This window comes from Micavibrio aeruginosavorus, from assembly GCF_051245535.1.
In the GTDB taxonomy this organism is placed as follows: Bacteria; Pseudomonadota; Alphaproteobacteria; order Micavibrionales; family Micavibrionaceae; genus Micavibrio; species Micavibrio aeruginosavorus_D.
This window is the reverse complement of record NZ_CP195303.1, coordinates 144,001-165,758: the sequence shown is the minus strand read 5'-3', so window position 1 is coordinate 165,758 and position 21,758 is coordinate 144,001. Positions and strand designations below refer to the sequence as shown.

21 protein-coding genes are annotated in these 21,758 nt (G+C 56.6%); 8 read left to right on the top strand and 13 right to left on the bottom strand.

Annotation, left to right across the window (positions count from 1 at the left end; genetic code table 11):
- Position 1: 1 nt before the first annotated feature.
- The 8 genes from ftsH to rsmI all read right to left on the bottom strand — a co-directional run bounded on the left by ftsH (position 2) and on the right by rsmI (position 7,617).
- Positions 2 to 1,927: an ATP-dependent zinc metalloprotease FtsH gene (ftsH, locus tag ACSC94_RS00810; protein ID WP_435641179.1), complete on the bottom strand. Its 1,926-nt coding sequence runs from the start codon at positions 1,925 to 1,927 to the stop codon at positions 2 to 4.
- Positions 1,928 to 2,059: 132 nt separating this feature from the next.
- Entirely contained in the window at positions 2,060 to 3,100 is a 1,041-nt protein-coding gene (gene tilS / locus ACSC94_RS00805; protein ID WP_435641178.1) for a tRNA lysidine(34) synthetase TilS, read from the bottom strand.
- Positions 3,088 to 4,065 carry a tol-pal system protein YbgF gene (gene ybgF, locus ACSC94_RS00800; RefSeq protein ID WP_435641177.1) on the bottom strand — a complete coding sequence of 326 codons (978 nt, stop codon included), beginning with the start codon at positions 4,063 to 4,065 and terminating at the stop codon, positions 3,088 to 3,090. The genes tilS and ybgF overlap by 13 nt, the downstream gene beginning before the upstream one ends.
- 26 nt (positions 4,066 to 4,091) lie before the next feature.
- Positions 4,092 to 4,613, bottom strand: coding sequence for a peptidoglycan-associated lipoprotein Pal (gene pal / locus ACSC94_RS00795; protein ID WP_435641176.1), 522 nt, complete (start codon positions 4,611 to 4,613; stop codon positions 4,092 to 4,094).
- 214 nt (positions 4,614 to 4,827) lie between these two features.
- Positions 4,828 to 5,706 carry a SirB1 family protein gene (locus tag ACSC94_RS00790; protein ID WP_435641175.1) on the bottom strand — a complete coding sequence of 293 codons (879 nt, stop codon included), beginning with the start codon at positions 5,704 to 5,706 and terminating at the stop codon, positions 4,828 to 4,830.
- 16 nt (positions 5,707 to 5,722) lie between these two features.
- Positions 5,723 to 6,355 (bottom strand): BON domain-containing protein, encoded by a 633-nt coding sequence (locus tag ACSC94_RS00785; protein WP_435641174.1) that lies wholly within the window; start codon positions 6,353 to 6,355, stop codon positions 5,723 to 5,725.
- 30 nt (positions 6,356 to 6,385) lie between these two features.
- Positions 6,386 to 6,751 carry a YraN family protein gene (locus ACSC94_RS00780; protein WP_435641173.1) on the bottom strand — a complete coding sequence of 122 codons (366 nt, stop codon included), beginning with the start codon at positions 6,749 to 6,751 and terminating at the stop codon, positions 6,386 to 6,388.
- The gene (gene rsmI / locus ACSC94_RS00775; RefSeq protein ID WP_435641172.1) at positions 6,748 to 7,617 is read right to left on the bottom strand and encodes a 16S rRNA (cytidine(1402)-2'-O)-methyltransferase; all 870 of its coding nucleotides are present in this window, start codon (positions 7,615 to 7,617) and stop codon (positions 6,748 to 6,750) included. The genes ACSC94_RS00780 and rsmI overlap by 4 nt, the downstream gene beginning before the upstream one ends.
- A gap of 246 nt (positions 7,618 to 7,863) precedes the next feature.
- On the opposite strand from rsmI, the gene ACSC94_RS00770 reads away from it, so the two are divergent.
- On the top strand, positions 7,864 to 9,213 hold the full coding sequence (locus tag ACSC94_RS00770; protein ID WP_435641171.1) for a penicillin-binding protein activator: 1,350 nt from the start codon (positions 7,864 to 7,866) through the stop codon (positions 9,211 to 9,213).
- Positions 9,214 to 9,270: 57 nt separating this feature from the next.
- Here ACSC94_RS00770 and ACSC94_RS00765 read toward each other — a convergent pair whose 3' ends face one another.
- On the bottom strand, positions 9,271 to 10,302 hold the full coding sequence (locus ACSC94_RS00765) for an ATP-grasp domain-containing protein (RefSeq protein WP_435641170.1): 1,032 nt from the start codon (positions 10,300 to 10,302) through the stop codon (positions 9,271 to 9,273).
- Positions 10,303 to 10,709: 407 nt separating this feature from the next.
- On the opposite strand from ACSC94_RS00765, the gene ACSC94_RS00760 reads away from it, so the two are divergent.
- Genes ACSC94_RS00760 through ACSC94_RS00750 form a run of 3 tightly spaced genes read left to right on the top strand, consistent with a single transcriptional unit; the run spans position 10,710 to position 13,406 of the window.
- The gene (locus ACSC94_RS00760; RefSeq protein WP_435641169.1) at positions 10,710 to 11,375 is read left to right on the top strand and encodes a TetR/AcrR family transcriptional regulator; all 666 of its coding nucleotides are present in this window, start codon (positions 10,710 to 10,712) and stop codon (positions 11,373 to 11,375) included.
- A gap of 2 nt (positions 11,376 to 11,377) precedes the next feature.
- Entirely contained in the window at positions 11,378 to 12,037 is a 660-nt protein-coding gene (locus ACSC94_RS00755) for a hypothetical protein (RefSeq protein WP_435641168.1), read from the top strand.
- Between the two features lie 19 nt (positions 12,038 to 12,056).
- The gene (locus tag ACSC94_RS00750; protein WP_435641167.1) at positions 12,057 to 13,406 is read left to right on the top strand and encodes a mechanosensitive ion channel family protein; all 1,350 of its coding nucleotides are present in this window, start codon (positions 12,057 to 12,059) and stop codon (positions 13,404 to 13,406) included.
- 52 nt (positions 13,407 to 13,458) lie between these two features.
- On the opposite strand, the gene ACSC94_RS00745 is transcribed toward ACSC94_RS00750, so the two are convergent.
- Together ACSC94_RS00745 and ACSC94_RS00740 are read right to left on the bottom strand one after the other, a co-directional pair.
- Positions 13,459 to 14,010, bottom strand: coding sequence for a carboxymuconolactone decarboxylase family protein (locus ACSC94_RS00745; protein ID WP_435642131.1), 552 nt, complete (start codon positions 14,008 to 14,010; stop codon positions 13,459 to 13,461).
- 88 nt (positions 14,011 to 14,098) lie between these two features.
- On the bottom strand, positions 14,099 to 14,662 hold the full coding sequence (locus ACSC94_RS00740; protein ID WP_435641166.1) for a peroxiredoxin: 564 nt from the start codon (positions 14,660 to 14,662) through the stop codon (positions 14,099 to 14,101).
- 147 nt (positions 14,663 to 14,809) lie between these two features.
- Here ACSC94_RS00740 and ACSC94_RS00735 point away from each other — a divergent pair, with 147 nt between their 5' ends.
- The 4 genes from ACSC94_RS00735 (at position 14,810) to ACSC94_RS00720 (ending at position 18,724) form a co-directional block, all read left to right on the top strand.
- Complete coding sequence (locus ACSC94_RS00735) at positions 14,810 to 15,709, top strand: hydrogen peroxide-inducible genes activator (RefSeq protein ID WP_435641165.1); 900 nt, start codon at positions 14,810 to 14,812, stop codon at positions 15,707 to 15,709.
- Positions 15,710 to 15,731: 22 nt separating this feature from the next.
- A complete protein-coding gene (locus ACSC94_RS00730; RefSeq protein WP_435641164.1) occupies positions 15,732 to 16,640 on the top strand; it encodes a rhodanese-related sulfurtransferase in 909 nt (302 codons plus the stop codon).
- A 50-nt stretch (positions 16,641 to 16,690) separates the two neighbouring features.
- On the top strand, positions 16,691 to 18,028 hold the full coding sequence (locus tag ACSC94_RS00725; protein ID WP_435641163.1) for a dicarboxylate/amino acid:cation symporter: 1,338 nt from the start codon (positions 16,691 to 16,693) through the stop codon (positions 18,026 to 18,028).
- A gap of 108 nt (positions 18,029 to 18,136) precedes the next feature.
- Complete coding sequence (locus ACSC94_RS00720) at positions 18,137 to 18,724, top strand: hypothetical protein (RefSeq protein WP_435641162.1); 588 nt, start codon at positions 18,137 to 18,139, stop codon at positions 18,722 to 18,724.
- Here the strand turns inward: ACSC94_RS00720 and ACSC94_RS00715 are convergent.
- Together ACSC94_RS00715 and mnmC are read right to left on the bottom strand one after the other, a co-directional pair.
- On the bottom strand, positions 18,721 to 19,815 hold the full coding sequence (locus tag ACSC94_RS00715) for an MraY family glycosyltransferase (RefSeq protein WP_435641161.1): 1,095 nt from the start codon (positions 19,813 to 19,815) through the stop codon (positions 18,721 to 18,723). The two genes, ACSC94_RS00720 and ACSC94_RS00715, sit on opposite strands and share 4 nt — an antisense overlap.
- A 68-nt stretch (positions 19,816 to 19,883) precedes the next feature.
- The gene (gene mnmC / locus ACSC94_RS00710) at positions 19,884 to 21,728 is read right to left on the bottom strand and encodes an FAD-dependent 5-carboxymethylaminomethyl-2-thiouridine(34) oxidoreductase MnmC (RefSeq protein ID WP_435641160.1); all 1,845 of its coding nucleotides are present in this window, start codon (positions 21,726 to 21,728) and stop codon (positions 19,884 to 19,886) included.
- Between the last annotated feature and the right edge of the window lie 30 nt (positions 21,729 to 21,758).

Below are 21,758 nucleotides of genomic sequence, written 5' to 3'. Positions count from 1 at the left end.
CCTATGCCCCTTGCGGCTTGATGGAGCCCAGATCAATGTCGCCGCCCGTCGGAACGGAGGAGTGCGGACGATCATCGCTTTCATCCTGACCATTGTCACGAATGATGACTTCACCGCGCAGGACGGCCTTGATCTCTTCACCGCTGAGCGTTTCATATTCCAGCAGAGCCTTCGCCAGAATGTGCAATTGATCCAGATGTTCGGTCAGCATGACGCGGGCGCGTTTGTACGCGGTTTCCACGATCTGGCGCACTTCGGTATCAATCACCGACGCGGTGTTTTCCGACATGTTTTTCGATTGCGTAACGGAGTGGCCCAGGAACACTTCTTCCTGGTTCGCGCCGTAATGCAACGGGCCGAGATTTTCGTTGAATCCCCATTCGGTGACCATGCGGCGTGCCATATCCGTTGCAAAGCGAATATCGCTGGATGCGCCCGTCGTGACTTTTTCTTTACCGAAGATCAGTTCTTCGGCCACGCGGCCACCCATGGCCACGACCAGATCGGCCTTCAACTTGTCATACGCAACGGACAAGCGGTCCCCTTCCGGCAGGCGCATAACCATACCCAGCGCGCGACCGCGCGGGATAATCGTTGCCTTGTGGATCGGATCGGATTCCGGTTCGTGGATGGCCAGAATGGCGTGACCGGCTTCGTGATAGGCGGTCAGGTTCTTTTCCTTGTCGGACATAGCCATGGAACGACGTTCCGTGCCCATCATCACTTTGTCCTTGGCGTCTTCGAATTCTTCCATACCGACGACGCGTTTGCCACGGCGCGCGGCCAGCAACGCGGCCTCGTTCACCAGGTTGGCGAGATCGGCACCGGAGAAGCCCGGCGTACCGCGTGCAATCACCATGGATTGAACGTTTTTCGCCAGCGGCACTTTCTTCATGTGAACGCTGAGAATTTTGTCACGGCCATTCACATCCGGCAGCGGCACAACAACCTGACGGTCGAAACGGCCCGGACGCAGCAACGCCGGGTCCAGAACGTCGGGGCGGTTGGTGGCGGCGATCAGGATTACACCTTCGCTTGCTTCGAACCCGTCCATTTCAACCAGCAACTGGTTGAGGGTTTGTTCGCGTTCGTCGTTCCCGCCGCCCAGACCGGCACCACGATGACGACCAACCGCATCAATTTCGTCAATGAAGATAATGCAAGGGGCGTTTTTCTTCGCCTGTTCGAACATGTCGCGCACACGGGATGCACCAACACCGACGAACATTTCAACGAAGTCAGAACCGGAGATGGTGAAGAACGGCACGTTGGCTTCACCCGCAACCGCACGCGCAATCAGGGTTTTACCCGTACCCGGGGGGCCGACCAGCAACGCGCCCTTCGGAATTTTACCGCCGAGGCGTTGGAATTTTTGCGGATCCTTCAGGAACTCAACAATTTCTTCCAGTTCGGTTTTGGCTTCTTCGATACCGGCCACGTCATCAAACGTAATGCGGCCGTGCGCTTCAGTCAGCATACGGGCGCGGGATTTACCAAAGCCCATGGCACCGCCGCCGCCTTTGCCCTGCATCTGGCGCATGAAGAAAATCCACACACCGATCAGGAGCAGCATCGGGAACCAGGACAGCAAAACGCCCATCAGGCTGACTTTGCCGGTGTCATCTTTTTCGGCGGTGATGCGAACGCCCGTGGTGGCCAGACGGTCAACCACGTTTTCATTGTTCGGAACCAGAACGCGGAACGCGCGGCCATCGGCGCTGTAATGCCCGGTGATTTCCTGTCCCTTGATCGTGACATCGGAAATACGACCACCGCCCGCATCGGCCATGAAGTCGCTGTAGGCAAGCGTGTCACCGCTGATGCCGCCCGTGGCTGCGGTCTTGCCGCCTTGAAACACATTGAACAGGAACGCCAGCGTTACGCCAACGGCCAACCAGAACAGCAGGTTACGGCCAAAATTGTTCACAGTGATTGCTCCGCCTCTACGTTATTGAAAATGCGTGATTTTACACGCTTTCGAACTCTACAGGATATGTAGCACATTTGTCCAAGCAAACAAGCGGTGGCGGGGGTGCAAAAAGCGCAGATTCGCTTGGTTTTAGGACGTTTTTCCGCCTTCGCGCACAATCCGCAGACGATCGCCACCACCCGGTGCACGGCGCAGGAGAACACCGCCCAATGTCGCCGCCCGGAAATCGTGATCGGTAAAGATTTGATCGACGATTTCCTCCAGACGATCAAGACGTGGGCCGAACCCTTCGCGGTCCATTGTCACATGGTCACAGGCCCGGCGAATGACGCGCAGGCGGATATCATCCGGCCATGTGGCCAACGCGTGCAGATCCATCGTGATGGCATCATTTTGAACCGTCACCACCTGCGCCCAGGCCTGATCCGTGAAATGGTCCAAGGCCGCGCGGGCCCGGCCCATGCGGCGGGCGGTGGTCGCCAGACGTTTTTCGCTTAAACCCTCCGCCGCCAGCACATCCATGCTCTGGCGCAAACGGATGCGGGCGAAGGCTGTGTTCTGGTTGGATGGATCGGTGACGAAGGGAATATTTTGATCCACGCACCATGCGGTCAAATCATCCTTGGCCACATCCAGCAAGGGGCGCAGAATTTGCACAGCCCCCGATGGCGATGATGTTTGTTCGTGAATGGCGGCCAGCCCATCCAGCCCGCTGCCTTTCGCCAGACGAAACAAAAACGTTTCCGCCTGATCCGTGCGGTTATGGGCGACCCATAAATTTTTAATGCCGCGTGTGCCGCAAAATTGTTCCAGCAGGCGATAGCGTGCGGCGCGCGCCGATTCCATGATAGCGCTGTCCGGTTTTTCACCGTCCCAGCGCACGATATGATGGCGCACATTGTGCAGAGAAGACACCCACGACCCAACAAGCTGCGCTTCATCCGCAGAACTCGCACGCAGGCCATGGTCGACCGTGATGGCATGAATAATTGTTTGCGGCTGGCAAACCCGCGCAAGAAGATGCAGCAACGCCATGCTGTCCGGTCCGCCGGACAGCGCAATCGCAATATGATCGAATTGAATGTTGTTGCGAACGACAGGCAGAGTCCCAAACCACGCCGTGAATGAATCCGGTGTTTCAGGAGTCACATGCACGTTTAGGGATTGCATTGCAGCTTCGCCATTTCCTGATCGCCTTGCGTCAGGACAGGCACGGCACCGGACGGGTATTGCTTACGCAATTGGCCCAGCGCGATGCACGCTTCCTTCGTCTTGCCCAAACCAGCCAGAGACAGGCCGAGTTTCAACAGATTATCTGGTCCCTTGGCCCCCTTCGGGAACTTTTGGAAGCCTTCGGCAAAAACGCGTGCGGCGGATTCGTAATCATTCTGCGCGTAATAGGTTTCACCCAACCAATAGGTCGCATTGGCGGCCAGATTATGATCCGGATTTTCGCTCAGGAATTTTTCAAACCCCGCCCGTGCCTTGGCAAAATCACGGCTGCGCACAGCGGCAAAGGATTCTTCGTACAGGGCCGCGGGCGTGCCCGCCGTTACGGCCTGCCCCGTCGGGGCCGTCACCGCCGATCCCAGTTGCCCGGATGTCGGTGCATTCATGGGCGCGGGTGCATTCGGGTCGGTCACAGCGAAATCATTATTTTGCGCTGGCACATCCACCATGCCATCCATATCACTGGCCGGTGTTGTGGGCTGTTGATCGGGATAACCGATCATGCCATTGCGCGGGGCCGGGGTTGGTGCCACAGGCGCGGACAAAGACGCGTTTTTCAACTGCGTCATTTCATCGCGCAGGCGTTCCATCTGGTAATTCTGTTCTTCAACCTTGCCGGTCAAGGCGCGGAGGTCTTCTTCCATCTGCGTCAGGCGCAATTGCAATTCGGCCTGCGCCGATTGATCGGCGGATGCGCCGAATGCACCGGGCGGCGGTGTTTCGCCCTTGAAAATCGCGCGGGACAAAGTCTGGATTTCGTTTTCCATCCGGGTCAGGCGCGCTTGCGTGTCGCCCCCAGATTGCGCGAAAGCCGGCGCGAAAACCGCGCCGGCCATCACTGTAACAAGAAGGGTGGAAAGAACGGTCTTACGGATCGATGGACGACCGGAATGACTGATAATCACGCGCTTTCCTTCCTTATGTTCTGATCTTATTCAACAACCGTTACGCCGCGACGGTTTTGTGCCCAACCTTCCGGTGTGGAACCCAGAACAGCCGGTTGTTCTTTACCGTAGCTGACCGTGCGGATACGCGCCGGGGAAACACCCATGGCGGTCAGGTAGTTTTTAACCGAGTTCGCACGACGCTCACCCAGAGCCAAGTTGTATTCGCGTGTGCCGCGCTCGTCCGCGTGACCTTCGATCACAACGTTGACGTTCGGGTAACGGCCCATCCAGTCAGCTTGCATTTTCAGCAGGTTTTGTGCTTCCGGGGTCAGATCGATACGGTCATAGCCGAAGAAGACGCGGTCGCCGATGTTGACAACCAGATCTTGTTGCGTGCCCGGGATCGGGCCGTTCATATCTTGGTAGGAACCGTCCAGCGCACCGGGGGTCATGGTGTCGTTCGCGCCAACGCGCACTTCACCAACTTCAGCTTGATCATCCTTGGAAGAACAAGCAGCGAGAGACAGGCCCATAGCGGACACCAGCAGCAGATTACGGACGAACATGGGACGACTCCTTGAATTCTTATGAATGGTTCAGGTTGTTTGAGAGACGCAGAATCACGCCCCCAGAGAAACTAATAGTGAATCTTCTATTCGGTTCCTCAAGCACTTGCAAGGGCCGAACAGGTTCATAACATAACATATTCTGGACATTTTTAAGGCAAGTACGCGGCGCTTTGCGGGCACCCCGCAATAAGCATATGATTATGAAAACGAATCAGTTCAAAATGTCCCGCACCTGAAACAACAACATTTCCGCATCCTGACGGTCCTGCGGATTCGGCGCGCGTGGAATATAGGCCTCCAACACAGACACGGCATCGTTCAACCGCCCCGTCCGCGCATACAAAACACCAGCATCCAGCAACAAGCGCACCTCGTTCGGATCGAACGCGCGCATTGCTTCAACGGCGTTCAACGCCCCTTCGTAATCTTCGGCTTCGATACGGCGCAGTTTGATGTTGTTTTGCAATCGCACCAAAATCGTGCGGTTATCCGCCGGGTTGTAATAATCGGCGGACAGTTCCGCATTGGGCCCCAATGTCTGTTTCACCAATTGGCGCAGATCGGGAGCCTGTAAAATTTTGCATCCGTTGAACGGATCAAAAATCACACGCGTTGCGCCGTCATCCATGCGGCATACAAAATGACCGGGGACATTGAGGCCCTGAACGCTCCACCCAATGCGGCGCCCTGCCTCGATGCACAAAATGGCCAATGTAATCGGCATACCGCGGCGACGATCGATGGTGCGGATCAGGCTGGCGTTTTGCAGATCGTCGTAATGATCGCGGTCCCCGTCATACCCGTATTGATCGCAAATAATATGTTTCAGGGCCGCGATTTTCGTTTCCGGCGTATCACCGGCCCCGGCTTCGACCAAGGCCGCGAAACGCTCACGCACATCATCGGACAAACGGCGCAGATGGCTTTCATATTGATCCAGCGTAATACCCGGCTGGTCCAGCGCGGCCAGCAACAACGCCGTGCCCGCCAGTTCAATGCCCCCATCCGGCACAGCCCCCAGCCCGCGCAGATGATTCATAACATCGGCGGGATTGTCCGTGCGCAAGGTGGAAATGGGGGATTGGTTCATGCGTTATATCCTGGGCTTATTGCAGAGGAATGCTTTGATCCGCCTGCGACACGATCGGCTCGCCCAGCATTTTGGCATAGCTGACAACCTGTTTCACGCCACGGATATTTTTGGCCAGCGCAATCACGCGGTCCAGTTCCGCCTGATCCCGGGCGACGCCCATGATGTAAACGGTGCCATCCACCGTATCGATGGAATAGTTGATGGACAGGATATTTTTGTCAAACGTCATTGATGTGCGCATGTTCGTGGAAATCCACGCATCGTTGGCGTAGCTGACAAAGCCTGCGCCTTCATCCACGCGGATTTCGTTGATGACCTGCTTCACGCCATCGACTTGCCAGACCAGACGCACAGCCTCAACACGATGGTCAGGGTTTTGCACGATCCCGGTCAGCAACACGCGCCCCTGATCGACGGTCAGGCCGACTTTGCGGAACATGTCCACATCGTGACGGAACCAGCTTTCGTTAATCTGGGTACGGATGCGGATGTCCGTCGCGGCCCCATTAATTCCACCCTCACCCGCGGCGGCAATACCCACCGTGGCCCCGGCACCGGTCGCAACACCCAACGGCGTGCAAGCGCCCAGCGCCAATACGGCAACACATGCCAAAGCAACAAAACCGGATGAAGTGGAAATTTTCATGGCAAGAACCCCGATAAGAGTAGAAACACGTTAGAGAGCGCCGGACAGATCCCAAGCATTCCTAATATGCCGCAAGGAAAACGGCGGAACAATGGCAATCACGTCAAAACGCGGATCAAATTCGCTGCGCAAGCGGGCCATATAATATTGCGCGGCCCGCACAATGCGCCCCCGTTGCGTCGACGAGATGGATTCGAGCGCCGTGGTCATGTCCATCCGGGTCTTAACCTCAACAAACACAAGGTTTTTTCCACGCCGGGCCACAATATCAATTTCCCCGACCGGGGTGCGGCATCGCCGTTCCAGAATGCGATAGCCCGTGACACGCAGATAAAGCGCCGCCCAAAATTCGGCGTTCAATCCTCGGCGATAACGATTGGATTCCGATTGGGTCATTCATCGCGGCCCTGTTTAGAGACAATCAAGGCGCGTTCATAAATTTCCTTTTTCGGGCGGCCCGTTTGTTCCGATACAAAAGCGGCGGCATCTTTCACCCGCATACTGTCCAAGGCAGAAGCGATCATGGCATCAATCGCGGCATCATCCATTTCAATATTTTCGGGCGCGCCGGATACGACCAGAACAATTTCTCCCTTCGGCGGCCCCTCGGCCGTGTAATGCGCCACCAGTTCCGAAATTTTTCCACGGCGGGATTCTTCGAACATTTTGGTGATTTCACGCACCACCGCCGCGTCACGATCGCCCAGCACATCGCGCATATCAATCAAGGAATCCAGCAGGCGCGGCGCGGTTTCAAAGGCCAGCAAGGTGGCGGGGCTGTGGGCCCAGCGCTGCCATTCCTTTTTCCGCGCCACTGATTTGGATGGCAGAAAGCCGATAAAGCAAAACGCATCGCTAGGCAGGCCCGACAATTGCAACGCCGTCAGCGGCGCATTCGCCCCCGGCAGGCTGGTGACCATGATGCCCAGATCCTGTGCATCGCGGACCAGTTTATAACCGGGGTCAGACACCAGCGGCGTGCCCGCATCGGACACCAGCGCCATGGATTCCCCATTGGCCAGACGGCTGAGGATCGCGGCCCGCCCTTTATTCTCGCTATGGTCGTTCAAAACCAGCAGCGGCTTGTTCGGAATACCGTGCGCCTGTAACAGCTTGGCCGTCACACGCGTGTCTTCACATATAATGGTATCGACCGTGGTCAACACATCCAGCGCCCGCAGCGTCATATCGCGCAGATTACCGATGGGCGTGGAAACAAGATACAGGCCGGGAGGCAGGGAGACAGGATGCAGTGTTTTCATACCTCTATATATAAGTGAGAAAACCCGCCCTTTATAGCCCTTTATGAGTGTGCTAGGGTCTGTACTCAATTGACGGATTTTGAGCCGAAAACGATGGTTTTCGAGAACCGCCCCGCAGAATACATTGATGTATTTGAGGAGCGGAAGCACAGAAAAACACCGTTTGCAGGCCAAAAGACTAGAATTGAGTACAGACCCTAGGCTTCGCGCCACACCGCGATCTCTCCCACAAAGGGGACTTTTCAAATGTTTCAGCGTTTTTTCGTTCTGTTTTTCACGATTTTCACGGCGGCCACGTTGCTGGCGGCCTGTGGGTCATCCTCATCCAGCCCATGGACCCGCCCAACGGCGCAGGCCCCGGCCAGCCAAGCCCCCGGCCAATTGGATTCCCGGAATGAATGGCTGAACGCGCAAACACAAACGACACCGCAAACGGACGCCCTGCTGAACCAGCCGGGCAGCAGCACCGGAACATTCACCCCGCCGCCCGCCGCCATGCCGGTGCAAAACCTGCCGCCAGTGAAGGTGGCCCTGTTGGTTCCTTTGTCCGGCCAAGGCAAAGAAGTGGGCGAAGCCATTATGAACGCCGCGCAACTGGCGTTGTTCGATGTTGGTTATGACGCGTTTGAATTGATGCCGCGTGATACACATGGCACAGCGCAGGGCGCATCCGCCGCCGCTGAAAGTGCGGCCCGTGATGGCGCGCAACTGATCCTCGGCCCCCTGTTCGCCGATGAAGTGCGCGCGGTGAAAAATGTCGCCGCACAATATAATTTGAACGTCATCGGATTTTCGACGGACTGGAAGCTGGCGGGTGGCAATACATTCCTGATGGGCTTTATGCCGTTTGGTCAGGTTCAGCGTGTTGTTGATTACGCCGCCACCCAAGGCACACGCAATGTTGGCGTCATGATCCCCGACAGCGAATATGGCCAGATGGTGTATAGCGCCTTCCAAAACCGCGCCCCGGTGGTCGGGATGCAGGCCACGGCATCCATGCGCTTTACCCCCGGCGATAAAAACATGACCGATGCGGTGAAACAATTCAGCCAGTATGATCAACGCCACACGTCCGGTGCGCCGGCTCCGTTCGAGGCTGTGCTGATCCCGGCGGGGGGAACCGATGCGCGGGCACTGGCCAACCTGCTGACCTATTTCGACATGCCACCGCAACAGGTGCGCCGGATTGGCACGGGATTGTGGGATGATGTCACGCTGGCCTCCGACAAAAACCTGCAGGGTGCATGGTTTGCCGCGCCGGAGCCCTCAGCGCTGCACGCCTTCAACAGCAAATACCGCAACGCATACGGCATGACACCGCCGCGCGTGGCAACATTGGGCTATGATGCCGCCGCGCTGGCCGTTGTGCTGGCCCGCAATGGCCATGCGACACAAGGTGTGCCCGCCTTTGACTGGAATTTCATTATGAACCCGAACGGGTTTGCGGGTCTGGACGGTATCTTCCGTTTCCGCCCGGATGGATTGGTGGATCGTGGATTGGCCGTTTTGGAATATCGCAACGGTCAGATCGTGGTGGTCGACCCCGCCCCGAAAACATTCCAAAGCCCGATCCAGCAAAGCAGCGTGGTGCAGTAAAAATAAAAAAAGGCGGCCCGGTTGGAGCCGCCTTTTTTATTTCTAATCCAGCTTTTATTAAGCCGCTTTCTTTTTCGCCTTGGCGTTCTTCGTGTCGAAGATGCTGCGCACATTGCCCAGCCAGCGGGTGAAGGATGCACCGCCACCCACGTTGACGGTCGCCGTTGGGCGACGATCCGCACGATGCTGGGCCAGCAGATTTTCAATACCGGCGTAAACCTGTTTCGGAATATTGACGCCGCACGCTTGTTCCAGACCCTTAAAGCCTGGGAACACGTTGGCTTCGCAGACGGTGTAATGACCATCGTCCGTGAACAGCAAATCAATACCCGCAATATCCGCACCCAGCGCGCGGGCGGTTTTGACCGCGATCCATTCGGCTTCGGCATCCGGCTCAAACTTCGCAACCGATCCACCCAGTGAATAGTTGGCTTTGAAGCTGCCATTGCCAGAACGGCGTTCCATCGCACCAATCACCTTGCCATCGACCACAAACAAACGCAGGTCACGGCCCGATGATGCGGCCACAAATTTTTGCATGATCAACTGCACACCGGAACTGGTTTCACCGATGAAGGCCATCATGTCGGTAAATTCATTTTCATTGTTCAGCAGGAAAACGCCGCTGCCCTGTGTGCCCAGAACGGTTTTCACGACAACCGGGAAGCCCAGATGTTTTTCAACCATTTTCACATCGACCGGGAATTTGGCCAGCATGGTGGTCGGGGTCGGGATGTTGTGTTGGGCCAGAATCTGGTGCGTGTGCAATTTGTCGCAGACGCATTCGATGGTGGCGGCATCATTCATGACCAAAACGCCTTGGCGTTCCATCTCACGAATAACGGCCATGCAGAAATACATGTTTTCATTGCGCGCCAGATAGGGGAAGCACACATCCGGCAAAGCGGTTTTGACGCCGTCGATCAGGATGCTGGGTTCGGCATCACCATCGGCGACCAGAATTTCGAACTGGTTGGGTTTGTAGACGGTGACCTCATGGCCGAGCTTTTTGCCCTCTTCCATATAGCGCAGTGTTTCAAACGCTTCGGGGCTGCTCAGATCACGCTCGTAAATAAACCAGATTTTCATGTGTCGAGTACGTCCTGTGTTTCTTGGTTAACAATTTGGCGGTCCGTATATTACGCTATTTCAATTACGCGCGGGCCGCCGCCTGATGGTCTCGTCGAATACGCCTAAGTGGTTTGGCCATCACGCCATGCACAGTCTTCGATGGCCCTTTTTATACCTGAAAACATGGCCCTCGCCAAACAGGATGGGCATTTTCATGTAATTTCAATATGTTACAACAATAAATTATTCTGGAAAATAGGTGAATTGTGGCGATTTCCGGGCACAGCACAGAATCTGTGCAGATTTCCCCGTGCCCCCTTGCGCCCGCCGTGTGGCTGTGGATTCATGCCCCCTCGCCCAGAATCGGATACAGGGCGTATCGTTTTCACCTCTTGTACTTATATATGACGGACCAAGGATTTCTTATGTCGCACGCTTATGCCCTGAACCAGATTCAAACCGATGCCACGATGGATGATGGCGGACTGAGCAGTCCCAACATGGCTGCGCCAGTGAAATCGGGGCGCCCGCGCAGCGAAGAATCCCGCAAGGCCATTCTGGATGCCACCCGTCGCCTGATGCTGCACACACCCTTGCGTGATTTGTCGATCGAAGCGATCGCCCGCAAGGCCGGTGTGGGCAAAACCACCATTTACCGCTGGTGGCCGAACAAGGTCGCCGTGGTGATCGAGGCGTTTTCCGACCAATTGGACCTGCACGCGCCGCATTTGACCGAAGTATCAATGACCACCACCGATGCCTTGATGGCGCAGGTCGATAAAATGATCCGCCATTTGCGTGGTCGCAATGGCCGCATCATCGCCGACATCATGGCCGAGGCTCAGGCGGATGAAGGTGTGATGGCCCTGCTGCAGGCGTTTTACATGGATGCCCGCAAACAATCCTTGCAACACCTCGTCTATCAGGGCCAGCGCAACGGTGAGTTCGGTGCCGTCATCGCCCCGGATATTGCCGCCGATATGATCATGGGCCCGGTGTTCTTCCGCCTGCTGACCACGCGGGACGGGTTGGATGACCGCTTTATCGAAGATTATCCGGTCACTGTTTTGAATATGATCCGTGGGGCATAGGCATGAAAAAATTTCTGACGAAGATTTTTAATGCTGTTTTGGGGATTTCCCCCGCGCCGATACCTGCGCGGGCAACACCACAAGCCCTGCCCCCGGTTACGAATGAAGAACTGCAAAGCCTGAACGAAAAATGGGCAACGACTCCCTTTATCCAGCTCGGTGATTTTATGAAGGCGCTGAACGCACAGACCAAAAACATGCCGCGCACCGAAAACCCGCTGGACAGTGGTGGCAGCGTCTACTTCACGACGCTCAGCCGCTTCCAATCCCGGATGCAGCGCGGTGAGATTGGGTTCTTCCTGCCACGCCCGGGTGTTTATAACTATCCTGAGCAAGACATGTTCTTTCCGGAGCATTGCTACGTCCATATCGGCGATCTGGTCCACATGGCGCAAAAAAGCCGGGATGCGGGTGATTTGCGCCGGACGCATGCTTTCATCGCCGCCCTGAAACAGGCTGCAGAAACCAGCGCGCCACACAATGGTACGCAACTGGTTGATACAAAATATCTGTATGAAGATGGAAAAAGCGCACGCGATCGTTATTATTCCAGCGCGTATGAAGCCGGTGGTTCTTTCGCCCTCGTCCTGCGCCATCGCGATGGTGGCAATGCCGCGCGGCTGCGCCAATCGACCACGGGCCCCAGCCTGCCAAAACCATAAGCGTTAAAGGACCCGCCGCATGACCGCCGCATCCAGCCAAAACACCGATGAGAGCCTCACCGATCTGACGGCGGAAGTTTTTGACATTGATCCTGAAGCGTTGAAAAGCTGGATCGAACAAGCGGTCGACTGGACCACCACCAATGTGCTGACACTGGACACCGCGATCGAAGTTGCCATTATTATTACGGCCATCACGGCTGGTTTTATTATCAGCAAAATATCGTCGGCAAAGCTGGCCCAGATTATCAACCGCCTGCATGCACCGAACATTGTCAAACGCGCATTGCAGAAAATCCGTAAATCGCTGGCCCCGGTCAGCATCTTTATCCTGCTGTCCCTGTGCCTGGCCATCGCGCCCTTGATGGTACCGGATATCCGGCTGGGCTTGGTTGATGCCGTCACCCGCCTGACGGCGGCCTGGATCGTGATCCGGCTGGTGGTTCAGATCGTGCATAATCCGACCATGCGCAATGTGATTGCATTTATCACATGGTCGATTGCGGCGCTCAGCATCTTTGGCTTCCTCGACAACACGGTTGAGATGCTGCATGCCACATCCCTGACCATCGGGGATTTCCAGTTGACGGCACTGACCGTGGTGAAATGCCTGCTGGCAACCATGATCATGGTTTATATCGCGTCCAGCATGTCACGCACCGTGGAACGCCGCCTGATCAATATTCCGGGTATGACCAGTGGCTCGCGCCTGTTGATCGGGAAGATTGTTCGTATCGTCCTGACCATTCTGGCGGTCATGATCGGCCTGACCATGGCGGGGGTTAATTTATCGGCCTTGGCCGTGTTCTCCGGGGCGGTGGGTATCGGGGTTGGTCTGGGCCTGCAACGCGGTGTGTCCAACCTGTTTACCGGTATGATGTTGCTGATGGATCGCACCATCCAGCCAGGTGACGTGATTGAATTATCCACGGGCGGCATTGGCACCGTGAAGCAGATGGGGTCGCGCTGCACCGAGGTGATTACGCTGGACCGCCGGTCTTATTTGATCCCGAACGAGCAATTGGTCACCCAACCGGTTATCAACTGGTCCCGCGGTGGTCGCGAAAACCTGGTCAGCGTTGTGTTCGGCGTCGATTACAGCCACAACCCGCACCAGATCATCAAACTGGCCACAGCCACGACCGACGGGAACCCCCGTGTCCTGCAATTTCCCGAGCCCTCCTGCCTGTTTACTGGGTTTGGCGACAATTCACTGGATTTCCAATTGAACTTCTGGATTGCGGACCCGGAAAACGGCACCGCTGGCGTTAAAAGCGAAATTCTGCTGGCGCTGTGGGATGTGTTTGATCAGCACAATATCAAAATCCCCTACCCGCACCGTGAAATTTTCATCCATAACAAATCATAATAAAAAACCCGCCAGCGATGGCGGGTTTTTTGCATTCAGGGATGGTTTTACCTTAGGCCGCTTTCGCAAAGCCTTGTTCCATCGCAGCAACGCCGTCAACGATGGCGGCAGCGGCATTGATCACGGCGGCAATGCGGACAGCGGCTTGAACTTCGGCCTTGTCCACGCCAGCTTTCATCAACACGGCATCATGCGCATTCACGCAGAACCCGCAGCCATTCATGGCGGACACCGCCAGCGACCACAATTCAAAATCAACCTTGTCCACGCCCGGATTGCCAATCACGTTCATGCGCAGCTTCGCCGGCAGGGTTTTGTAATCAGCGTTGTCGGACATGCCCACGAATTTGTAATAGACATTGTTCATCGCCATGATCGCAGCGGCGGCGCGGGCGGCGTTCAATGCTTCCGGCGACAATTTCGTCGCGGCTTCGGCCTCGACCAGACGGATAATGTCCGCATTGCGGGCCCCATGGGCGCAGGCCACGAACGTGCCCCATTTACGCTGGTCGTTCAGGGTTTCTTCCGATGCCAAGGTGGACAGGTTCAGGCGAATGTCCTTTGCATAGTCGGGGATCAGGTTTTGAATGGCTTCAATGCTCATCATCTTGCTCCTTGAATTTACAGTTTGAACCGATGCGGAAGGTTGGAGCAGGTATGAACCAACCTTCCTGACCGATTCAAAGCATCAATTAAGCGGCTTTGAGATCGATAACGTCGCCGCCAACCGGACGGTTGCATGCGCACAGCTCGTCCGTTTGCAGGGCGTCAAGGACGCGCAGCGTTTCTTTCGGGTTACGGCCAACGTTCAGGCCGTTGACCGTTACATGTTGGATCACGTTGTGCGGATCAACAACGAATGTCGCGCGCAGGGCAACGCCCGCTTCGTAATCACGAATGCCCAGACCATCGACCAGAGAGCCGTTGGTGTCACCGAAGCTCCATTGATCCAGATTGGCCAGATCCTTGTGTTCACGGCGCCAAGCCAGTTTGCAGAATTCGTTATCCGTGCTGCCGCCCAGAACGATGCAGTCACGATCAGAAAATTCTTTGTTCAGTTTTGCGAACTCAACAATTTCGGTCGGGCACACAAAGGTGAAATCCTTCGGATAGAAGAAAATGACTTTCCATTTTCCTTCGAAGCTGTCCTGCGTGATGGTTTCAAAAGCGGACACGCCGTTTTCTTCGTGCGCCATGAATTTCGGCTTTACGCCAGTGATAGAGAATTCCGGGATACGATCGCCAATACCGAGCATTGTGCTGTTCCTTCATCGTTGAGGGGTGGGGTTGAAATCGAGGCCACCATGCCCTTTTCGCGCCTGCGAAATCAAGCGAGAATTTCCATTGCTATTGATCGTTTTTTTCGATAGATAAAACCCAACCCCTGAAAATAAAGGTCAAAAATGAGCGCGCTGCCCAGTTTGCGGCAATTACAATATCTGTTGGCATTGTCCGAAACCCTGTCTTTTGGCCGGGCGGCCAAAATGTGCCACGTCACCCAATCGACCCTGAGCGCGGGGATTCGGGATCTGGAGGCCATTCTCGGTCAGCCGGTTGTGGAACGCACCAGCCGCCGCGTGTCCCTGTCCGGCTTTGGCCGCGATATTTTGCCCTATGCCCGCGCCACGGTGGAGCAGGCCGAAAAACTGATCGACCAAGCCCGCGCCCGGCGCGTGCCGTTGACGGGGGCCTTACGGCTGGGGGTAATCCCGACCATCGCCCCCTATCTCCTGCCCGATATTTTGCCGAGCCTGCGCAAGGACTACCCCCATCTGGATCTGCATTTGCGCGAGGATATGAGTGCCCGGCTGGTCAGCGCTCTGGACCGCAATGACATCGATGCCGCGTTGATCGCCCTGCCCTATGACACGCTGGGCATGGAGCATATGGATTTATTTTCCGAGCCCTTCGTCCTCGTCCGGGCGGATCATGCCGCGCCCTTGCCCGCGCGCATTGCATTGAGCGCATTGAAAAATCAGACGATCTTGTTGTTGGAAGACGGGCATTGCCTGCGCGACCATGCGCGGGAGGCCTGCCAGCTCCAGGAACAGTCGACGAAAAAGGGATTCAGCGCCACCAGCCTGCCAACCCTGTTGCAGATGGTCCAGCATGGCTATGGCCACACTTTGTTACCCGCCATGGCGGCCCGGGCCGGGTTGCTGCCTGCGGGGCTGGAAATCCATGAATTTACCGCCCCACAACCCACCCGGACCATCGGCCTGATCTGGCGGCAAAACAGCGCGCGGGGGGCGGAATTCCGCCTGTTGGGCCGCCATATTGCCGCAAATGTTGATCATGGATAAAAGCCGCGCTATAGGTACCCGCATGACACAGACATATCCGTACAAAATCGCGGCCCTGTACCGCTTTGTTGCCCTGTCCGATCTGCCCGGTTTGAAAGACCGCGTGACGGCGGACTGCACACGGCTGAACATCTGTGGCACGTTGCTGATCGCGCCCGAAGGGATCAACGGCACCATCGCCGGTGCGCCGGATGATCTGGACCAGATGATTGATATTCTGGATGGCCTGTTCGCCGTGCGTCAGGGCGAATTGAAATATTCCCATGCGTCCGACAAGCCGTTCAAACGGATGAAGGTGCGCCCGAAGAAAGAAATCATCACACTGAAAAAACCGGAAGCGGACCCAACGAAATTGGTCGGCACCTATGTCGCGCCGAAAGACTGGAACGCGATTATCAGCGACCCGGACGTGGTCGTGATCGACACGCGCAACCAATATGAAACCGCCGTTGGCACGTTCCGCGGCGCGCTGGACCCGAAAACGGAATTTTTCACCGAATTTCCGGATTTCGTGCAAAAACACCTCGACCCCGCGAAGCACAAAAAGGTCGCCATGTATTGCACCGGCGGCATTCGGTGTGAAAAAGCATCCAGCTATATGATGGCGCACGGGTTTGAAGAAGTGTTCCACCTGAAGGGTGGCATTCTGCAATATCTGGAAGATGTTCCGGCGGAAGAATCGTTATGGGATGGCGGATGTTTCGTGTTCGACCAACGCGTGGCCGTGACCCATGGGCTGAAAGAAGGCACGTGGGATATCTGCCTCGGCTGCGGCCACCCGCTGACCCCGGAAGAACATGACCATGATGCGTATGAGGCCGGCGTGTCCTGCTCCCACTGCCATGATGGTTTGAGCGAGGAACGCCGGACCATGCTGCGCCAGCGGCATAATTTCCTGATCCGCGAACGCGGCGAAGGCACACGGGCGTAAATTTCCGACATTTTTTGGGACTTCGGACAAGTCATGGTACCCTAGACACCATGACACAGGACACACACACCGCCGCCCCGATCGCCACTCCGGCCCCTTCGGATCTTCTCCCCCTCAAATTGCCACGCCGTTTATGGCTGTGGATTTTGGTTGGCCTTGTGGCCGGCCTGACCACGGGGCTGATCCTGTCGCCCGATGTCGGGGGCGTTCTGAATACCGATCAAGCCACCCCGGTCGGGGAGTGGTTGGCTTTGCCGGGGGTGATTTTCCTTGGCCTGATCCAGATGGTCATTATCCCGCTGATTTTCAGCTCGATCATTCTGGGCATTTGCCAGAGCGGAGAGCTGAGCTTCCTGCGCCAGATTGGCCTGCGGCTGGTTCCTTATTTCATCCTGACCACAATTGTCGCCGTCGTGATCGGTATTACGGTCAGCACACTCATCCACCCCGGCAGCATGATCGACAGCGCCGACATGCAAACCACATTGCACGTTGCCGAACGACAAGCCGCCAGCCTGCAACAAAAAACACTGAACGATCTGACCGTTCCACAACGCATCGTCAATATTCTGCCTGTCAATCTGGCCGAGGCCAGCCTGCACCGCGATATGTTGAAAATCGTTATTGCGGCGCTGATGTTCGGCGTGGCCATTTTATCCATGCCCGCCCGCACCGCACGGCCCTTGATTGAAATCAGTGAGTCCGTTCAGGTTTTAACCATGCAGATTATTGGATGGGCCATGACCATTGCGCCATTAGCGGTCTTTGGCCTGTTGGCCGACATCACCACCCGCACGGGCAAGGATGTTCTGGTCGGCATGGGCGGATATGTTGTGACGATCCTGTTGGGGTTGGCCTGTATCATGGTGTTTTACATGATCATGGTGCGGTTCGTGGCCGGACGGTCGGTTGTGGATTTTATGAAGGGCATTCGTGAAGCGCAATTGCTGGCCTTTTCATCCTCCAGCTCGGCGGCGACGATGCCGGTTTCCATGTTGGTGGCGGAACGCAATCTGGGCATTCGCCCGTCGGTGACGCAGGTGGTTATCCCGCTGGGGGCCACCATCAATATGGACGGCACCGCCATGTATCAGGCCGCCGCAGCGATTTTCCTGACTCAAGTGTTCGGGGTGGAGCTGAGCCTTAGCGAAACCGTCCTGCTGGTCCTGACCACCGTTGGGGCGTCGATTGGCACACCCGCCATTCCCGGTGTCGGCATTGTCGTGCTGGCCACGATTCTGACCGGAATCGGCGTTCCGCCCGCCGGGGTGGGGTTAATTTTGGGTGTCGATCGTATTCTGGATATGTGCCGCACCGTGGTGAATATCAGCGGCGATTTGACCGCCTGCACGGTCATGGACCGCTGGGTTCCGCGCAAAAATACCTAACCCTTTGGGATAGAAAGGGCTTTTACATCAGGCTTGTAAAAAAGTCTTAAGACCTCATATCTATAATTATCTGATCAAAAGAAAAAGAGTTCAGAATAAGAGGTGTGTATGGCGGCGGATTCAGAGGCAAAACCATCCAGCATTAAAACCAGCCTGCTCGGCACGCTGGAACTGGCGCTGCTGATGCCGCAGGGCACCGACCGTTTTTCCAATGACCGTGATGCGGCGCTGCGCTCCTTCATCGTTCCCGCTCTTTTATTCCCGGCATCCTTGATTGCGGTTTATATGTCGCCCGGTGCCATGGCCGATACATCCACGAACACAATCGCACTGCTTTATTCCCTGCGCCTGTTTGCGTCATGGGTTTTATTTTTTGGATTCGTCTATTGGATTTTGCGCGAAGTTGGGCGGATGGATCATTTCTATCGCTTCGTCACCGCGAACAACTGGCTGGCCGTTCCGGCCACGGCGATTTTTATTCCGGTCGCGTTTATGGTGTTGACGGGATCGCACACGATGGCGGACCTTTATCCCTTTATGCTGTGCCTGATGGGCTATACCTATTTCTTTACGGCCTTCATGGCGGCGCATGTTTTGCGGGTGCCGCTGGAATTTGCCGGGTTTCTGGCCTTCATCGCCTTTGCCATTGATCGGGGCACGACCGATTTCGTGCAATGGGTCGGCGGCATTCTTTAATCGGCTGCTTTTTCACCGCGGATGCAACGCAAAGCCCAAGCGGCCAGACGGCGGAACCGCCGTGGACGCAGGCTGATGTAAATATGCGCGAACAGCATGGCAATCCACGCATAGGATAACACGGGTTCCGGCACGCCCAGAACCATGCCGCCAATCCCCACAGCCCCCATGCCAACCCCGATCAAGCACAAGGCCGCCATGGTCCAGCCAACGCTGACCCCGGCATTCACGAAATGGTGGTGGAAATGGTTGCGGTCGGCGGAAAAGGGGTGACGCCCCTGCGCCACGCGACGGGCAAATTGCGCACACGTATCAATAATGGGCAGGGCCAGAATCCATGCAATTGAAATGGGCTGAATTATATCCGCGCCCGGTTTCGCCAATGTAATGCAGAACCATGCCAGTGACAGGCCCAGCGCCATGCTGCCGGAATCGCCCAGAAACACCGCCGCCCGTTCGCGCAACGGATGGCGCATATTATAAGCCAGAAACCCGGCCAACGCCGCCATCAGCACCGCAACCTGCACCGCGGCATCATGTGCCCCGCCCAGCAGGCAGGCGACCAGCAACCATGCCAACGCGACAAAGCTCTTCCCGCCCGCCAGACCGTCCAACCCGTCAATCAGATTGATGGCGTTGATCAGCAAGACCGTGGCCACGACGGAAAACGGAATATCCATCCAGCCCAGCCAGACATCACCAAAGCCAAACAAATTGCCCAGCGACCCGACACGTGCCCCGCCGCCAATCACGATCAGGAAGGCGGCCATAAATTGCGCCACGAATTTCCAGCGCGGTGAAATCGCGAAGCGATCATCCATCGCTCCGGCAAAGACGATGACAGCCAAGGCCGCAATAAAATACAGGAACGCGGAATCGATCAGGCCGGAGGCCAACAGCACCGCCACAAAAACCGGAAACACAACCAACCCACCGACGGGAGGAACCAGCCCGGCATGATCCTTGCGCCCGCCCGGCGCATCAACGAACCCGGTGCGAATGGCCAGACGCGCCGCCACCGGAACACCAACCAACGCCGCCGCAAAGGCCACAAGGGCCCAGACCAGAATATCGATGGAATCGAAAACCATTTTAACGCTCTTTATGAAACCGGGCGCCAGTGTACCGCGCCGGGGGCGATAAATAAAGCGGGCCGCGCTCAGGCCTTTTGCGCGGCGCGGCGGGCAAAACGGGCGGGATTCAGGGCATCCACCACATCCCCCGGCAAGGACCAGACCCCGCCCCCGATCATGTCCGCCACAATCCGCGCCCCGGCCATGGATGACACAATCCCATGCGACCCGTGCGCCGTGGAAACGTATAACCCCGGCTGGTCCGCAACCGCGCCAATCACGGGAAAACGATCCTGTGCCGCGCACCGCAAGGAAGCCCGCGCCCCCATGACCACACCGGGGACAAAGGCGGGCACCGCCGCATGCGCCTGATCCAGAATATAGTCATTGTCCTCATCCCGCAGGTCGGTGGTGTCCAGCCATTTCTGGAAGGTCGATCCCATGACCTGCACCCCATCCTGCGCTGCGCCGATATACCCGCTGAAGCAAAGATTGGCGCGGGGCGCGGGATGCCCCGCTTCCACATTCATAATCTGTCCGCGCACAGTGTGCAGGGGCAGAGAAGACAACGCCGGATGTTTCAAACATTCAATTCCAGAGGCCAGAACGACAGCATCGAAGATTTCACCGTCAACAGCCCACGCCCCCCCATCGTCATCCCGGCGAAGGCCGGGATCTTCTTCCCTTATGGCGAAAGATCCCGGCCTTCGCCGGGATGACGGCACCTGAACGATGGAGGCCATATCCACCCCACCCCGCCGTTCAATGCCCTGTGCCATGGCCCGGCACAGATCACGCGGGCTGACCTGCCCGCCATCGGGCAGATACAGGGCCGCATGGTCCACGCGCACGCCCGCAATGTCAGAGGCATCATCCGCATCGACGATCTGCATATGGTCGGCATGCCATCCCCAATGATCACGGCAGGATGTAAAGCGCTTACCTTTGTCCGCATCGCGGATCAGATGCAGGTTGCCGCACGCCATAAATCCGGCATCCGGATACCGCGTCACAACCCGCAAGGCCCGCACATAGGCCGAGGCATAAAAATCAGAATCGGATGAGCGCAACGCACTGATCCGCGGGTTGATCATACCGCGCAGATTGCCCGATGCACCGGAGGCAATATCATCCCGTTCAAACAAAACCACGCTGTACCCATCATCCGCCAAAACGCGTGCCACGGATGTTCCGGCCAGCCCGCCGCCAATCACCGCAATTTTTTGATGCTGGGGTTGCGGGGCGGCCCGCATTGTCCCCGGAAACGATCCGGCCAGCATGTGCCATTTATACCCAAATCCACGTTTTCGATTGACCGTATAGCCCGCTTCGCGCATGGCGCGCTTTACAAACCCCGCCGCCGTAAAGGTGGCAAAGGTCGCACCCGGCGCACACAGCCGCGCCATGCCGTTAAAAACCGTCTCGGTCCACATGCCCGGATTTTTCGCCGGGGCAAACCCGTCCAGGAACCACGCATCAACGCCGCCCGGAATCACCACACGCGATAACGCCGCATTCACATCGTCGAAAATCAAAGTGAGTGTGACACGCGGTGATAAATCAATCCGGTGCCATCCGGCCACGCGCAGGGGATAATCGCGCAGCAAGGCATCAATGCGGTGCTGGCCCAATTTGTCCGCCCACGGGGCGAGAACTTCGGCAATTTGATTTTTGGTCAGGGGATAGAGTTCAAAGGACACCAGATCCAGTTTCAAATGATCCGGCGCAACCTCATCAAACAACGCCCAGGCCGACAGCATATTCAGCCCCGTACCAAACCCCGTTTCGGCGATGGTAAACCGGGTCCGATCCCCCATTTCATGCACCCAACGCTGCGCAAGATTATTACCCCCGAGGAACACATGTTGGGTTTCGGCCCAGCCATTGGCGGCAGAAAAGTAAATATCATCAAATATTTCCGACCGGATCATATGAAAAACTTGCCCTTTCCAAGGCTCCGT

Coding starts and splice junctions, on each gene's coding strand:
- tilS (WP_435641178.1), bottom strand. CDS start 3,100: ATGCAATCCCTAAACGTGCATGTGACTCCTGAAACACCGGATTCATTC.
- pal (WP_435641176.1), bottom strand. CDS start 4,613: ATGTTCGTCCGTAATCTGCTGCTGGTGTCCGCTATGGGCCTGTCTCTC.
- ACSC94_RS00790 (WP_435641175.1), bottom strand. CDS start 5,706: ATGAACCAATCCCCCATTTCCACCTTGCGCACGGACAATCCCGCCGAT.
- ACSC94_RS00785 (WP_435641174.1), bottom strand. CDS start 6,355: ATGAAAATTTCCACTTCATCCGGTTTTGTTGCTTTGGCATGTGTTGCC.
- ACSC94_RS00780 (WP_435641173.1), bottom strand. CDS start 6,751: ATGACCCAATCGGAATCCAATCGTTATCGCCGAGGATTGAACGCCGAA.
- rsmI (WP_435641172.1), bottom strand. CDS start 7,617: ATGAAAACACTGCATCCTGTCTCCCTGCCTCCCGGCCTGTATCTTGTT.
- ACSC94_RS00770 (WP_435641171.1), top strand. CDS start 7,864: ATGTTTCAGCGTTTTTTCGTTCTGTTTTTCACGATTTTCACGGCGGCC.
- ACSC94_RS00765 (WP_435641170.1), bottom strand. CDS start 10,302: ATGAAAATCTGGTTTATTTACGAGCGTGATCTGAGCAGCCCCGAAGCG.
- ACSC94_RS00760 (WP_435641169.1), top strand. CDS start 10,710: ATGTCGCACGCTTATGCCCTGAACCAGATTCAAACCGATGCCACGATG.
- ACSC94_RS00755 (WP_435641168.1), top strand. CDS start 11,378: ATGAAAAAATTTCTGACGAAGATTTTTAATGCTGTTTTGGGGATTTCC.
- ACSC94_RS00750 (WP_435641167.1), top strand. CDS start 12,057: ATGACCGCCGCATCCAGCCAAAACACCGATGAGAGCCTCACCGATCTG.
- ACSC94_RS00745 (WP_435642131.1), bottom strand. CDS start 14,010: ATGAGCATTGAAGCCATTCAAAACCTGATCCCCGACTATGCAAAGGAC.
- ACSC94_RS00740 (WP_435641166.1), bottom strand. CDS start 14,662: ATGCTCGGTATTGGCGATCGTATCCCGGAATTCTCTATCACTGGCGTA.
- ACSC94_RS00735 (WP_435641165.1), top strand. CDS start 14,810: ATGAGCGCGCTGCCCAGTTTGCGGCAATTACAATATCTGTTGGCATTG.
- ACSC94_RS00730 (WP_435641164.1), top strand. CDS start 15,732: ATGACACAGACATATCCGTACAAAATCGCGGCCCTGTACCGCTTTGTT.
- ACSC94_RS00725 (WP_435641163.1), top strand. CDS start 16,691: ATGACACAGGACACACACACCGCCGCCCCGATCGCCACTCCGGCCCCT.
- ACSC94_RS00720 (WP_435641162.1), top strand. CDS start 18,137: ATGGCGGCGGATTCAGAGGCAAAACCATCCAGCATTAAAACCAGCCTG.
- ACSC94_RS00715 (WP_435641161.1), bottom strand. CDS start 19,815: ATGGTTTTCGATTCCATCGATATTCTGGTCTGGGCCCTTGTGGCCTTT.
- mnmC (WP_435641160.1), bottom strand. CDS start 21,728: ATGATCCGGTCGGAAATATTTGATGATATTTACTTTTCTGCCGCCAAT.